The following is a 14,552-nucleotide window of genomic DNA, read 5'->3' on the forward strand; positions in this document are numbered from 1 at the left end:
CAATTGCTGTGGCTTTTGGTACAACCTCTTTTAGATTATCTCGCTGGAGCGAAATCGGCTACTGGCTTTAGAATCTCTTCAATTCGCTCCAAAGTATCTAGAGATAGAACGGCATCAACAGCTCGGGCGTTCTCTTCCACCTGCGCCGGCTTACTGGCCCCAATAATTGCAGAACTTACACCAGGTTGCCGTAGGGTCCAAGCTAACGCTAGTTGCGACAGCTTCAAATCAAGACTGTTAGCTAGTTCATCCAGCTGTCCGACAACAGTCAGTACATCATCGCGGAAGTAGCTGCGAATGACGCCATTTACCGAATCATCAGCTGCGCGGGTTCCTGCCGGAGGCTGTTGTCCAGGTTTGTATTTACCTGTCAGGATACCTTGGGCGAGTGGGGAAAAGACCACTTGTCCGAGGCCCTCACGCTGAGATACCTCAAGTACCTCATCTTCAATGTAACGTTCGAACATGTTATAGATAGGCTGATTGGAAATAAGCGGACGCAGATTTAGTCTGCGTGAAATGCCGGTGGCGTCAGAAATTTGAGCTGCGCTCCATTCGCTCACTGCTGAATACAGAATTTTACCTTGTGCAGTTAGGTCGTCCAGTGCGCGTAAAGTTTCCTCCACAGGCGTCTCTCTGTCAAAGCGATGACAAAAATAAACATCAATATAATCGGTTCCTAAACGGCGAAGGCTAGCTTCGCATTGCTCCATGATGTGCTTGCGTGACAAACCGCGATTATTCACATCATCCCCCATGGGGAAGAATACCTTTGTACTCAGCACATAAGATGATCTTTCATAGGCGCGAAGAGCAGCGCCCATTGCTTTTTCGCCTTCACCACGGTTATAAGCATTAGCAGTATCAAAGAAATTGATACCGCATTCAAAAGCTTTGCTGATGCAGGCGTCTGCTGCCTTTTGCTCTGCTGCTGTTCCATATGTAAGCCAGCTGCCTAAGCCGATTTCACTGACTTTTAGTCCTGAATTGCCTAGTCTTCTGTATTTCATTATTTTCTTCCCTCCTTGAGTTGTATATGTTAACTTTACTTGTATCCTATGGAACATTCAACTTGAATGTTTCATGTAAAAGACGAGATCAAGGAGATGAATCGTAGTAATGACTATTCCAACTTCTAAAGCTAAAAAAGTGATTTTGTTTCAGGGTGATTCTATTACGGATGGAAACCGTGGTCGTGATGAAGATCCCAATCATATTCTAGGACATAGCTATGCATATATCATTGGCGGTAAGCTAGGCAACGAACGGGCTGAGCAGAATCTCGTGTTCTATAACCGTGGAATTAGTGGGGATCGGATCTCCGATTTATATGCACGCTGGAATGAGGATGCGATTTACCTTCAACCGAATATCATCAGTATTTTAATTGGTGTTAATGATCTTTGGAGAACAATGAAAGGGGAACCAAGTGGTATAACGGACCGTTTTGAACGTGCGTACCGTCATGTGCTTGAAGAAACTGGGGAAGTACTTCCGCAAACGAAGCTGGTCTTGTGTGAGCCTTTTATTCTAAATACCGGAGCTCCGGCAGAACAATGGGACGAATGGAAAGAGCGGATTACTCATTATCAGGGTGTTGTTAAGCAGCTTGCAGAGGAATTTAATGCTGTGTTTGTTCCTTTACAGGAAGCATTTGATGCAGCTACTCGTAGAATAGATCCAGCCTACTGGCTGTGGGACGGCGTTCACCCGACAGCGGCTGGGCATGATCTGATTGCTGGGGAGTGGCTGAAGATCGTAGAGAAAAGCGGTCTTTTAAAGGACTAGTGAAATAAAGGTTTCCCCTTATCTTTATTTATGCACCTACTGATTACTCAGCGGGTGCATAGATAAGAGATATATGATAGTTATTCAGAAACTCGATCCATTCCTCAGAAGGCTTCTCGTCTGTAACGATATAATCCACTCTATCGAAACTAAATAATTTAATGAACGCAGTCCTGTCGAACTTAGAGTGATCTGCGAGCAGAACTACTTTATTGGCCTGCTGTTGCATAAGAATCTTCAATTCACTTTCTTCTTCGTTCGAATCGCTGAGCCCACCAGTCATAGACAACGCTTTACAGCTGAATATGGCTACGTCCACATTATATTTTTGAATAGTCTGTGAGGCGGTATGTCCAACGAAGGAGCTAGTCTCGGGGCCTAGTATTCCACCAGTAGAAATTAGCTTTTGCCCAGAATGTTGAAATTCGGATAATACAACCAAAGAATTCGTAATAATCGTCAGATTGTTTTTCTCCTCTATAATTCTCCGTAAAGCCTCAAAAACTGTTGAACTCGTATCCGTCACCAAACTGTCCCCATCATTAATTAATTGGAGAACATGATCAGCTATCGTACGTTTGGCCTCTATATTTACCTGATGTCTACTCACATAGGGAGGGTCCTCATTCGTGTGGGCATTAAGGATTGCACCGCCATAATTTTTCTTGGCAAGTCCTTCCTTGTCCAGTTTATCCAGATCCCGCCGAATGGTCTCTTCCGAGACATTGAATTTTTGCGCCAGCTGAGCGACATGGACTTTCTTTTGTCTATACAGCTCATTAATGATTAGATCCCGCCGTTCAAATGCTTTCATCCGTTCACTCACCTCTATCATCATCTACTTCCTAGTTTACTACATTGTTGTATAAATCAAAGAAATAACCTCATATTCACATAATACCACAGTATAATAATATTAATACCACATAAAACCACATAATTTATCTATAAATATGTTGTTTTATGTTGACTAAAGCGTTTTCATATTTTATGATGAAGGAGAAATAGGTCCATTACCGATGATACTAAGATGATCTTGAGGAGGAACAGCAGTGATAGAAAACTATCCGAAAATTGGCATCCGCCCGACCATTGATGGCAGAAGAAGAGGGGTTCGCGAATCGTTAGAAGCTCAAACCATGGGTATGGCTCAGCGGGTAGCTAAGTTTATTGAAGAGAACTTATTTTATCCGGATGGCCGCCCCGTAGAGTGCATCATTGCCGATTCTACGATTGGTGGTGTTAAAGAAGCTGCTGCTGCAGCTCAGAAATTTGCTGGGGCTAATGTTGGCGTATCGATTACTGTGACCCCTTGCTGGTGTTATGGTTCTGAAACGATGGATATGGATGCCTCAATCCCACATGCGGTTTGGGGATTTAACGGAACGGAACGCCCAGGTGCGGTATATCTAGCTGCTGTTCTCTCTGCTTATGCACAAAAAGGAATTCCGGCGTTCGGTATCTATGGTGAGGATGTTCAGGAGTCTAGCAGTGAGGAGATTCCAGCGGATGTGCAGACTAAATTGCTGCAGTTCGCCAAAGCTGGGTTGGCTGTCGCTCAAATGAGAGGTAAATCCTATTTATCAATGGGTTCTGTTTCGATGGGGATTGCTGGATCGATTGTGAATGAACAGTTCTTCCAAGAGTATCTGGGAATGCGTAATGAATATATAGATATGTCAGAATATGTACGCCGCTTTGAAGAGGAGATTTATGATAAAGAGGAATATGAGCGAGCACTCGCGTGGACCAAAGAAAACTGCCAAGTTGGTGCCGATAATAATCCGAAGCATCTGCAAATAAGTGATGATGAGAAAGAGAAGCAGTGGGAGACTTGTGTGAAAATGACCTTGATCGCCCGTGATTTGATGATCGGCAATCCTGTTCTCGCTGAGCTGGGCTTTGAGGAAGAGGCCAATGGTCATAATGCGATTGTGGGTGGCTTCCAAGGGCAGCGCCAATGGACGGATCATTTTCCTAACGGAGATTTCATGGAGACGATAATGAACTCCTCTTTTGACTGGAACGGCAAACGTACACCTTATATCGTAGCGACAGAGAATGATAGCCTGAACGGAGTAACGATGCTGTTCAATTATTTGCTTACGAATACTGCACAAATATTTGCGGATGTCCGAACCTTTTGGAGTCCAGATGCTGTTAAGCGAGTAACGGGTCATCAATTGGAAGGTGAAGCAGCACACGGAATACTACACTTGATCAACTCTGGTTCGGCTGCTCTGGATGGGACGGGCGAGCAGACGATAGACGGTAAACCTGCGATTAAACCTTTTTGGGAAATTTCGGAGGATGAGGTAGAAGCTTGTTTGAGCCAGACCCAATTCCGCCCGGCTTCTCAAGAATATTTCCGTGGGGGCGGCTTCTCTACGGATTATTTAACTAAAGGCGGGATGCCAGTTACTATGGCACGGATGAACTTGGTTAAAGGGCTTGGACCTGTTCTTCAGCTTGTAGAGGGTCACACGGTTGAGCTGCCTGAAGATGTTCACCATACATTGGATCAAAGAACAGATCCGACTTGGCCAACAACCTGGTTTGCGCCTAAGTTAACCAATAGTGGTTCTTTCCAATCAGTCTATGATGTCATGAATAATTGGGGCGCAAATCATGGAGCGATCAGTTATGGGCATATTGGGGCAGATTTGATTACGCTGGCGTCTATTCTGCGCATTCCGGTCAGCATGCATAACGTTGAGGAATCACGTATTTTTAGACCTCGAGTATGGTCGTTATTTGGTACCGAAGATCTGGAGGGAGCAGATTACAGAGCATGTCAGAACTTTGGACCCCTCTATTAAAATCTTCCTGTGAAGCAGGTGTGGTGAACAATGGGTGATACGATTAAGCTTCTAGCCATAGATCTCGGCGCCAGTTCCGGAAGAGTTATGCTGGGGATATATGATGGCGATAAGCTGCAAATGGAAGAAATTCATCGGTTTGAGAATACGCCGGTACAGGTCAACGGGCATTTATATTGGGATACTCTAAGGCTCTTCCATGAAATGAAGCAAGGGGTTCAAAAAGCCTTTAGGCAACATGGAGAACTGACGTCCTTAAGTGTGGATACATGGGGAGTCGACTACGGGTTTATTGATAAAAAAGGAATGATGCTCTATTCCCCCCATCATTACAGGGATCGGAGGATGGAGGCTCACCTTCTTAAATTGGAAGCGCTACTGTCACCTGCAGAGCAATTCCGTATGACCGGTCTTCAGCCAAGTGTCATTAATACACTTTATCAGCTGTTCTCTGATTTTCAGGATAATGATTCTCTTATGGAGACCGCGGATACGATTTTAATGATGCCAGATCTATTTCATTACCTGTTTTCTGGCATAAAAGCAGCAGAAAGCACGATCTGGAGTACAAGCGGTTTAGTGGATGCTGTAACGGGAGAGCTCTCATCTGAATTATTTAACAGACTTGGGATTCCGAGTAGTCTAGTTCCACAACAGGTTCATGCGGGAACGGTTATTGGATCTATCCTACCGATTATTCAAGAGGAGCTTAATATAGGCCCGATGAAAGTGATAGCCGGCGCTTCACATGACACGGCTTCAGCAGTAGCTTCGATCCCTTATACTCGAAAGGATGAAGCAGCATTTTTAAGCTGTGGTACTTGGTCGTTGGTGGGTATGGAGACGCCTGAGCCGGTCATTTCAGAGAAAAGCTATGAATATGGTTTCACAAATGAACGTTGCTACGGTAATTCTAATCGTTTGCTAAAAAACACAACGGGACTATGGATTCTACAGGAGCTCCAGAGGAATTGGGCGAAAGCAGGAGAGAATTTTAGTCAAAGTGAAATGGTTGAATTAGCCCAAACGATTAATGGGGCGCCAGCGATCATTGACCCGAATGACCAGCTTTTCAGCACACCTGGTGTGATGATGCAGCGGATTCAGGAATATTGTGAGCGAACGGGGCAACAGTCGCCTAATACGAAAGCTGAGTTTGTACGCGTTATCCTTGAGAGCCTTGCGCAATCATACTGTAGAACGATTGAAGAAATGGAAGAGATCACCGGCAAGACAATCACTATCATTCATATGGTTGGCGGTGGGATTCAAAATGAGCTATTATGCCAGCTCACCGCTGATGCTACGGGTAGAGAAGTCGTTGCAGGGCCAGTGGAGGCCAGTGGAATTGGCAATATCATTGTCCAGCTGGCTGCCCTGGGGAAATTGGAAGTTTCTAAGGCGAAAGAGTTCGTGGCACGATCTTTTACCTTTAAGACATACCAGCCTTCTTTGGTGAAAAACTCTAAAAAATAGGATACGAGGAGAGAACTTATGGATAACTTGGAACAAAAACTACGTTCGCAGATTTGTGATATTGGCAGAAATTTGTTTAATAAAGATTTCATTGCCGCCAATGATGGGAATATTTCAGCACGGTTATCAGAGAATGAAATTCTCACTACCCCCAGAGCGGTAAGCAAGGGATATTTAGAGCCATATATGATTGTAAAAGTAAACTTGCAAGGTGAAGTTCTTGAAGCGGCGGAAGGATACAGACCTTCAACGGAAACCAAAATGCATTTGAGAATTTATAATGAGCTACCTGAGATGAATGGTGTGGTTCATGCACATCCCCCGTATGCTACCGCTTTTGCCATTAAAGGTGAGGCGCTCGATAAAATGATGATGCCAGAGTCGGTTATCATGATCGGGGATATTCCTTTGGCGGAATACGGAACACCTTCAACAGAAGAAATCCCGGACTCACTGATGCCTTTCCTTGGCAAAAAATCAGCAGTCCTGCTCGAAAATCACGGAGCACTTACTTGGGGAACGGATGTTATGGAGGCTTATCTGAATATGGAGAGACTCGAATATACAGCCAAGATTACCTTTATTACACGTATGATTGACGGGGAGAGAGAGCTGCCACAGCATCGGATTGATGAGCTGGTAGCTTTGAGATCTTTTTATGGGAAGTAATGAGGTGCTTGGATGTTGAAAAAAATTCCTAAGCTACTATCTCCGGAACTGGTACGTGTGATGATGGAAATGGGTCATGGTGATGAGCTTGTACTGGCAGATGCTAATTATCCCGGACACTCCTTAAACTCAAACGTACTAAGATATGATGGTATTGGGATACCTGATCTTTTGGATGCAATATTGGAACTGCTGCCCCTTGATCATTATGTGGAACATCAGGTGGCATTTATGGCTGTGGTTGAGGGAGATCCTACGGTGCCGGTGATCTGGTCCACGTACGAGTCGATAATCGCCAAACATGACGCTGAAGCGACGATTAAATATGAGGAGCGGTTTGATTTCTACAATCGTTCTAAGCAAAGTTATGCTGTTGTAGTCACAGGTGAAGAAGCACTTTATGGAAATATTATTATCAAAAAAGGTGTAATCAAGGCCTGATGATCAGCGATTCTGCTTGCGGTATTGCAGAGGTGAGCATTTCGCGATTTGCTTAAACACCCGCCCAAAGTGGGCGATGCTGTCAAAGCCTGTATTCTCTGCAATGGCAGTGATTTTAGTGTTAGTGCTCTGCAAGAGTCGTTGGGCTTCCTTGATCCGAATGTAGTTTAGATATTCAACAATGGTGAAGCCAGTGGTCTGTTTGAATAAACGGCAAAGATAGGTACTGCTGATGAAAAAAGTTTCGGATAGCTGCTCTAATGTAAGCTTTTCAACATAATGTGCCTGTAAATAATCGATCATTTCGTAGACTTTAAGCTGCTTCTCACTGCTCTCAGGAGCGATGGGCTCGCGGCTTATTTCTTGTACTCTGTTCATTTCAATAAATAACTGGATGAGAAGTGTCTGAAGATAGGGGATTTGCTGTGATCGATGCTCTTCTTGTTCTTTTAGCATGGAGAAGAGGATAGATTCGATGGCTCCTTGTTCATGTACTCCGGGACGCAGAAGTAAGCTTTGTGTAGTTAAAAAAGGAATACTTAGGTCGTAGTTCGCCAATGTTTTTTGCAGAAAGTCCTCCTCAAAGTTAATCAATATTCGCTCATGGCGTGCTGAGCCCTTAGAAGTGGTGCGATGAAGTTCATTTTTGTTAATAAATATCAAATCACCTTTGCGTAAGGTATAAATAAGATTGTTGATATAATAGCTGCGCTCACCTGCGAGTAAATAATAAATTTCATATGTATCGTGATAATGGTCGGAATCCATGCTGAATGGGCCGGCTCTTTTGATTTGTTCAATGATAAATGGAGGTTCTAGCTCCTGTTCCATTGTAGATTTGCCCCTTTCAGATAATGAAGCTAATATATGCAAAGTTTTCGCTATTTTTGCTAATAATCGCTTAGATTTGAATGTATTTTATACTATAAACTATAAGAAGAAACGGCATCAAAATCAATAGCGATGGAGTGATCCTTGTGTCGAAGAAGAAATATGTATTCGTAGGTACCGGTGGCCGAGCGGAGTTTTTCTATGGTGAGATAACTACGAATTATCGTGAAACTTCAGAAATTGTAGGCTTTTGCGATGTGAATGGGGCAAGAATGGATTATGCGAATCGATTACTGAAAGGGAAATATCAGTATCATGCGGTTCCTACTTATAAAGCTCATGAGTTTGATCGTATGATTGAAGAGACTAAGCCGGATGTAGTTATCGTTACGAGTATTGACCGCACACATCACCATTATATTATCCGGGCGATGGAGCTTGGCTGTGATGTGATTTCGGAGAAACCAATGACGGTAGATGAAGAGAAATGTCAGGAAATTCTTGAAGCGATTGAGCAGACGGGGAAAAAACTGCGTGTTACGTTCAATTACCGCTATGCCCCGCACAATACCAAAATCCGTGAATTGATCATGGATGGGGCGATTGGAGAAGTGTTATCCGTTAATTTTGAGTGGCTGCTAAATACACAGCATGGGGCGGATTACTTCCGCAGATGGCATCGGGATAAACGGAACAGCGGAGGGCTGTTGGTTCATAAATCAACACATCATTTCGATTTGATGAATTTCTGGTTGGGCTCTCGTCCGGATACGGTCTATGCCATGGGAGATTTAAGGTTCTATGGCAGAGAGAATGCGGAGAAGCGCGGGGTGACAGAGTTTTATCAGCGTGCCCATGGTAGTAGTGCAGCGGAAAATGATCCCTTTGCGCTTCATCTAAAAGACAACGAGCAGCTTAAGCAAATGTATCTGGATGCCGAGCATGAAGATGGGTACCTGCGAGATCAAAGTGTATTCGGTGATAATATCAGCATTGAGGATACGATGGCAGTCATGGTCAAATACAAAAACAAGACGATTATGAACTATTCACTTAATGCTTATTTGCCTTGGGAAGGCTTCATTGTAGTATTTAATGGGACGAAGGGGCGGATGGAAGTTAAGGTTGTTGAACAGTCCTATGTAAACGCCGGGGGGAAGAAAGAAGATGAAGGGGCACTAAAGGACAAGCAAATCACTGTATTCCCTCATTTTGCGCCGCCTTATGAAGTTGAAATTGAAGAAGGCGTTGGGGGACATGGGGGCGGAGATCCGGTCATGCTTCGTGATATTTTTGAACGACCTGTGGAGGATCGGTTTAATCGTGCAGCTTCCCATGTGGATGGGGCGTTGTCCATTATGACCGGGATTGCGGCTAATCGTTCGATCGCTACTGGACTTCCGGTGAAGGTGGATCAGTTAATCAAATGGTAGAAGGAAAAAGCTCAAAACCAAAAATAGTAGTAGCCTGTTTGTGAATAAACCGCTGCGGAGTGGAGGGTTCTTACGATCGCTGTTAAAGCCCAATTTCTGAATAGTAGAAAGATTAGCAGTTGAAATGGGTCTTTAAAGGCGAACACTGGCGTTTCTCCAGAATCCCTCCACCCCTCCGCTCTGTCTTCACGTCAATTTACTACTATTTTTAGATTGAGCTAAAAAAGTAAAAATAAAAGGCTGCCTCAAAGTCATTGTAGATGACTAAGAGACAGCCTTATTTATTTTGACACTAGTATTTATTGTTTGACGACGTTAAAGCCGTCTTTTTGCAATTGAGTCACAATGCCATCATCACCCAGCATGTGTAGTGCACCAACAACGACAAGATAAGTCGCTTTTTTATCACTATTCAAATACTCTTTTACATGCTTCACCATGTTGGCATTCCGATCCGAAACGAGACCCTTATAGTATTCTGGCTCCTTAGCGACCGCTTGTGTCATAGCTACGAGGGATTGTTCATCCCCCTGCATCCACATTTGGGATAATCCATCCAGCGAAGCCGTTGCTGCGGCATTGTCCGTTTGCTTGAGGCTATCGAGTGTATCAAGGAGAAGCTTTTCTTGCAATCCATCTGAGAATTGATTGAACATGTTCAGCTGCAATTGCATATTTTCCAATTCAACGATAGGTTTATTCAGTTTGCCTGCCTTCTGTGTGAAATATAGGTCGATACCCGTATCCGGTGTATAATCTGTTGTTTGCATTTGTAGGCTTGAGATACCTTGAGTAACGACCCATGGCTTATAGGAATCGAATGCATTTCCTGCAAGACCATTCGCTTTCAGAAGCGCAACAACTTTGTTATAGGTATCAGCGGATACGTGATCCTTGAGCTTGGTCCCATCTGTATAAGAACCTTTCTCCGTAAGGAACTTTTGCATCTCCGTTTGATCAACCTTTGTTAAGTCAACTTCGACCCCGAGATATTGAGACGCTTCAAAAGCAGCTTCAATTTCCGGGCGTAGCGGGTACATTTTGTCGTTAGCCACATGGATAGAGCCAAGTAGATAGACGGTATTACCGTTGTTCTCCACTTTCCATAAGAATCCGGTGCTCCCTGCAGCCTCGTTATTAGCTACAAAGGTGATGGTGCGCTGCGCCGCATTCCATTCTACCTTATAGCCGATCGTTTCACCGATAAAGCGGACAGGAACATAGGTGACATTGTTGATGGTTTTAGGAGCCACCTCTAGTTTTTTCTTCTCCCCGTTTACCGTTGCTGTGGTGCTGCCGATAGTCAGTGAGAGGGCTAGTCCATTTTTGGTCCCCGTTACGGTTTGGGTCTTTTTATTCCAATTCATATTTACATTAAGCTTCTCTAGGAGTGGACGCATAGGAACCAATGTAGTTCCTTTTTCTAGAACAGGATTAGAATTGCCTAACTTTACTTCTGTTCCATCAATCCACACACCGACAGGCTTTTCAGCCGCATGGGCAGTGGTAAAGATAGACATAACCATGAAAATGGATAAAAATAATGCACCTAGCTTTTTCATTAATAGGACACTCCGTTTCTAAAAAGAATGAAAGTTGTAAGTCACTTTCTGATTTTAACGTATTTTTCCATAAATAGTTATACGTTTTGTTACTTCGTACAAAAGTCAAAATAATGCACATCAAAGCAAAAATCGCCCCTATTAGATCCTGTTCACTCTCCTTATCATGAAACATAAGAAACGAAGAGCCCGAAGGGAGCAAGGAACTTATGTGGAGCAATGCGATTGAAGATGCGATAGAGAAGGTACGTAAAAATATAGACCGATTCGGGGGTAGATTCCCTCATGTCAGCATGAATGGAACTTACCAGCTCAATAACAATGACGACTGGACCAATGGATTCTGGAGCGGCATGTTGTGGTTGTCCTATGAATATACGCAGGATGACAGCTTTCGTATCGCGGCATCTCATACCGTAGAGGATTTCTGCCGCCGTTTCGCGGCAAAGACGGTGCTTGATCATCACGACATCGGATTTTTGTATTCGTTATCCTCCAAGGCCCAGTGGATTATAGATAAAGACGAATCCGCGCGTCAGTTGACACTGCAGGCGGCAGACTTATTACTGAAGCGCTGGCGCACAGGCGGAGGTTATATTCAGGCTTGGGGACCTGTGGGAGATGCCCAGGAAGGTGGGCGCATCATTATTGATTGTCTGTTGAATCTCCCTCTTCTGTATTGGGCGGAACAACAGACCGGTGATTCCCTATATCGGCAGGTGGCGGTCATGCAGGCGGATAAAACGAAACGTTATCTGGTGCGGGGAGATGACAGCTCCTACCATACGTTTTTCTTCGACCAGAAGACCGGAGAGCCGATTGGCGGTGCTACACACCAGGGTTATACTAACGGATCGACTTGGACACGCGGGCAAGCCTGGGGCGTCTACGGTTTTGCATTATCTTACCGCTATACTAAGGATCCGTTGTATTTGGAAACATCCAAGCGGATGGCCCGCTATTTTCTGGAGCATTTGCCACAGGATCATGTCGCTTACTGGGACTTTAATGCTCCAGTGTCTGCGGATACGTACCGGGATAGCTCGGCCTCTGCAATTGTTGCGGCTGGACTACTGGAACTGCTGGAGCTAATGGAGGAGGAAGATCCCGAACGGGCTTATTTTCAGCAGGGATTAATACAGTCGATGACTTCACTTGTGCAGAACTATTCCACGATCGGTGAAGATGCGGAGGGGCTGCTGAAGCACGGCTCTTACCATGTACGCGGCGGTCTGTCTCCGGATGATTTCATGATCTGGGGAGATTATTTCTACCTCGAAGCGTTGCTGCGGCTGCAAAAAGGCACCAGGGGGTACTGGTATGAACGCTGATGTCCGATCAACCTCTCCCTATGCTGTCTTTACGCTACTCGACCTTGAGTTACCTGCTCTAGCGCCCGTGAAGGATGCGCTCAGCCAAGCACGGCAGGACGATGCGCTGACTGAATTGCATCGGTATTTGACTAATCGGAGCACGCCGGGCTGGCGGGCAGAGGACAGTCGGAAACAGCAGCATATCGATTATATACAGCAATATTGCGCAGATGAGCTGGAAGTCGTAATGAAGACGGCGGATGAAGTTATGGAGCAGACGTTTCTTTTTCGGTTTCCCTGGGATATGGAGCGCAGCCGCATTCCGGTTTCCTTTGAGGAAGAAATTGACTGGCGTTATATTCCGGATAAGGATGTAGAATGGGCTTATATGCTGAATCGCCACCGCTACTGGGTGGCATTAGGACAAGCGTATGCGATAACAGGTAATGAGGAGTATGCGAGAACATTTTGCTGTCAGCTTGAAGATTGGATGGACCGTAATCCTGTTCCAGACATGCCTACGAATGATACGTTGACTTGGCGCACAATTGAAGCGGGTCTTCGCTGTGCGAACTGGATCAAAGCGCTATCCTATATACAGGATAGTCCGCTGCTCACACCGACGCTTCTGGCGAAAGTAATGATATCCCTTCATGAACACAGCGAATATTTAGCTTTATCGTTTACGGGCTGGAAGAATATCAGCAATTGGGGCGTTCTGGAGACTTGTGGCTTATTCCAAACCGCGCTCTACTTCCCTGAGTTCACTAGGGCTAAGATTTGGCGACGGCTCGGTGAGGAGAGATTAGGGGAGACGGCTAGAATCCAGGTCATGGCGGATGGTATCCATTGGGAGCAATCGCCCACCTATCACCATGAGGTTCTGGTATGTTTTCTCGACTGCATCCGCTTGGCTCGGATGAATGGACTGGAGCTACAGGATGAACTTCAGCAAAAAGTTCATCAAATGGCCGTCGCTTCCTTGTATTGGGCCAAACCGAATCATCGGCAGCCGATGCTCGGGGATAGCGATGACAGCGATGTCCGTTCGATTTTGACTTATGCAGGTTGGTTGTTCCAGGATTCTGTGCTCCGCTTTGGCGGATATGATCATATGGATTATGACAATGCCTGGTTGTTCGGAATGAATGGAGTTGAAGGCTACGAGCAGCTGATTGCGGAGGAACCGCCTTACTTGTCACGCTCTTTCACACATTCCGGTCATTATGTGATGCGAACGGGTTGGGACGAGCAGGACTTGTACCTATATTTCCACTGCGGACCGCTTGGTGGTGGACATGGTCACGCAGATTTGCTACATTTCGATCTGCATGCCTTTGGGCGGGATATGCTTACCGATCTGGGCAGATACAACTATAGTGATCACACACCACTTAGAAAAGCGTTAAAAGAAAGCGCTGCCCATAATACGACTACTGTTGACGGAATTGGATTCACTGAAATCACGGATACATGGTCCTTCTCCCAAATTGCGAAGCCGACAGGCAGCAAATGGATCAGCAATCCGGACTTTGATTATGTTGAGGGCAGCCATGATGGCTACCGTCATTTGGATGATCCGGTACACCTGCTAAGGAGGATCATATTCATCAAGCCTTATTACTGGCTTCTGGTCGACAGCTTTAGCTGCCGTCAGGAGCATACGTTTTCCCAGCATTTTCATTTTGCACCCGGAGCGGTTCAGATGGAAGACGAGACATTCATTTGCCGTACAAAAAATGAGCGGGAAGCCAATCTTTGCATCATTCCCGTTAATGTTAAAGGACTTCAGGGCAAGATTGATGACGGGGTAATCTCTCGCGAATACAATCTGCTGGAACCCAATCAGCATGCCGTTTACTCCCGAACGGGAAAAGGAACGGTATCGATGATGCAGATGCTGTACCCGCAGCCTTCCGGTGAGCCGTTCTGTCCACTGGTTGAACAGGTGCCGATTTACCGCCATACGGGTGAACCTGTGGATGCAGTGCAGGCGGAGGCATGCCGGATCAGCTTCCCTGAAAGGAATGAGGAGCATATTATTGTGATCAGCCACGAGGTTCCATCCAGTCACTTGGATTCCTATGTAGTGGAAGGTATACAAATATTTGGTGAAGTAGTGCTTATTGTTTTCGCAAACGGTCAAAAGAAAGTCACGGTAATCAGATAATGCATGTATACTGGATAACGGGCTGATAGAATAATAGAAAAGAGCATGAG

Annotated in this window: 12 protein-coding genes; 8 read left to right on the plus strand and 4 right to left on the minus strand. The window is 45.1% G+C overall.

Annotated features, from left to right (window positions below; genetic code table 11):
• Positions 1–35 precede the first annotated feature (35 nt).
• Positions 36–1,010, minus strand: coding sequence for an aldo/keto reductase family protein (locus NSS87_RS07830; protein ID WP_339246066.1), 975 nt, complete (start codon positions 1,008–1,010; stop codon positions 36–38).
• A gap of 109 nt (positions 1,011–1,119) precedes the next feature.
• Here NSS87_RS07830 and NSS87_RS07835 point away from each other — a divergent pair, with 109 nt between their 5' ends.
• Entirely contained in the window at positions 1,120–1,788 is a 669-nt protein-coding gene (locus NSS87_RS07835; protein WP_339246068.1) for an SGNH/GDSL hydrolase family protein, read from the plus strand.
• Positions 1,789–1,831: 43 nt separating this feature from the next.
• Here the strand turns inward: NSS87_RS07835 and NSS87_RS07840 are convergent, their stop codons facing one another.
• On the minus strand, positions 1,832–2,602 hold the full coding sequence (locus tag NSS87_RS07840) for a DeoR/GlpR family DNA-binding transcription regulator (protein ID WP_042193458.1): 771 nt from the start codon (positions 2,600–2,602) through the stop codon (positions 1,832–1,834).
• Between the two features lie 238 nt (positions 2,603–2,840).
• On the opposite strand from NSS87_RS07840, the gene NSS87_RS07845 reads away from it, so the two are divergent.
• From NSS87_RS07845 to fucU, 4 genes are read left to right on the plus strand one after another with little or no spacing between them, the layout of a single operon-like run.
• Positions 2,841–4,607 (plus strand): L-fucose isomerase, encoded by a 1,767-nt coding sequence (locus NSS87_RS07845; RefSeq protein ID WP_339246070.1) that lies wholly within the window; start codon positions 2,841–2,843, stop codon positions 4,605–4,607.
• 30 nt (positions 4,608–4,637) lie between these two features.
• The gene (locus tag NSS87_RS07850) at positions 4,638–6,083 is read left to right on the plus strand and encodes a rhamnulokinase family protein (RefSeq protein ID WP_339246072.1); all 1,446 of its coding nucleotides are present in this window, start codon (positions 4,638–4,640) and stop codon (positions 6,081–6,083) included.
• A gap of 18 nt (positions 6,084–6,101) precedes the next feature.
• Complete coding sequence (locus NSS87_RS07855) at positions 6,102–6,752, plus strand: class II aldolase/adducin family protein (RefSeq protein WP_339246074.1); 651 nt, start codon at positions 6,102–6,104, stop codon at positions 6,750–6,752.
• A 12-nt stretch (positions 6,753–6,764) separates the two neighbouring features.
• Positions 6,765–7,193 (plus strand): L-fucose mutarotase, encoded by a 429-nt coding sequence (fucU, locus tag NSS87_RS07860; RefSeq protein WP_339246076.1) that lies wholly within the window; start codon positions 6,765–6,767, stop codon positions 7,191–7,193.
• 3 nt (positions 7,194–7,196) lie between these two features.
• Here fucU and NSS87_RS07865 read toward each other — a convergent pair whose 3' ends face one another.
• Positions 7,197–8,024, minus strand: a complete 828-nt coding sequence (locus tag NSS87_RS07865; RefSeq protein ID WP_339246077.1) for an AraC family transcriptional regulator — start codon at positions 8,022–8,024, stop codon at positions 7,197–7,199.
• Between the two features lie 146 nt (positions 8,025–8,170).
• Here NSS87_RS07865 and NSS87_RS07870 point away from each other — a divergent pair, with 146 nt between their 5' ends.
• Entirely contained in the window at positions 8,171–9,457 is a 1,287-nt protein-coding gene (locus tag NSS87_RS07870) for a Gfo/Idh/MocA family oxidoreductase (RefSeq protein ID WP_042186001.1), read from the plus strand.
• A gap of 299 nt (positions 9,458–9,756) precedes the next feature.
• Here NSS87_RS07870 and NSS87_RS07875 read toward each other — a convergent pair whose 3' ends face one another.
• Positions 9,757–11,019, minus strand: a complete 1,263-nt coding sequence (locus NSS87_RS07875) for a TraB/GumN family protein (protein ID WP_042186003.1) — start codon at positions 11,017–11,019, stop codon at positions 9,757–9,759.
• 209 nt (positions 11,020–11,228) lie between these two features.
• On the opposite strand from NSS87_RS07875, the gene NSS87_RS07880 reads away from it, so the two are divergent.
• A complete protein-coding gene (locus NSS87_RS07880; RefSeq protein ID WP_339246082.1) occupies positions 11,229–12,350 on the plus strand; it encodes a glycoside hydrolase family 88 protein in 1,122 nt (373 codons plus the stop codon).
• Positions 12,340–14,502, plus strand: a complete 2,163-nt coding sequence (locus NSS87_RS07885) for an alginate lyase family protein (RefSeq protein ID WP_339246083.1) — start codon at positions 12,340–12,342, stop codon at positions 14,500–14,502. Before NSS87_RS07880 ends, NSS87_RS07885 begins: the two co-directional genes overlap by 11 nt.
• The last annotated feature ends 50 nt before the right edge of the window (positions 14,503–14,552 follow it).

The sequence above is a fragment of the Paenibacillus sp. FSL F4-0243 genome (assembly GCF_037963295.1).
GTDB lineage: Bacteria > Bacillota > Bacilli > Paenibacillales > Paenibacillaceae > Paenibacillus_AQ.

Bases quoted from the DNA above. Each gene is read 5' to 3' on its own strand.
- NSS87_RS07830 (WP_339246066.1), bottom strand. From the start codon at position 1,010: ATGAAATACAGAAGACTAGGCAATTCAGGACTAAAAGTCAGTGAAATC.
- NSS87_RS07840 (WP_042193458.1), bottom strand. From the start codon at position 2,602: ATGAAAGCATTTGAACGGCGGGATCTAATCATTAATGAGCTGTATAGA.
- NSS87_RS07880 (WP_339246082.1), top strand. From the start codon at position 11,229: ATGTGGAGCAATGCGATTGAAGATGCGATAGAGAAGGTACGTAAAAAT.
- fucU (WP_339246076.1), top strand. From the start codon at position 6,765: ATGTTGAAAAAAATTCCTAAGCTACTATCTCCGGAACTGGTACGTGTG.
- NSS87_RS07855 (WP_339246074.1), top strand. From the start codon at position 6,102: ATGGATAACTTGGAACAAAAACTACGTTCGCAGATTTGTGATATTGGC.
- NSS87_RS07885 (WP_339246083.1), top strand. From the start codon at position 12,340: ATGAACGCTGATGTCCGATCAACCTCTCCCTATGCTGTCTTTACGCTA.
- NSS87_RS07850 (WP_339246072.1), top strand. From the start codon at position 4,638: ATGGGTGATACGATTAAGCTTCTAGCCATAGATCTCGGCGCCAGTTCC.
- NSS87_RS07865 (WP_339246077.1), bottom strand. From the start codon at position 8,024: ATGGAACAGGAGCTAGAACCTCCATTTATCATTGAACAAATCAAAAGA.
- NSS87_RS07835 (WP_339246068.1), top strand. From the start codon at position 1,120: ATGACTATTCCAACTTCTAAAGCTAAAAAAGTGATTTTGTTTCAGGGT.
- NSS87_RS07875 (WP_042186003.1), bottom strand. From the start codon at position 11,019: ATGAAAAAGCTAGGTGCATTATTTTTATCCATTTTCATGGTTATGTCT.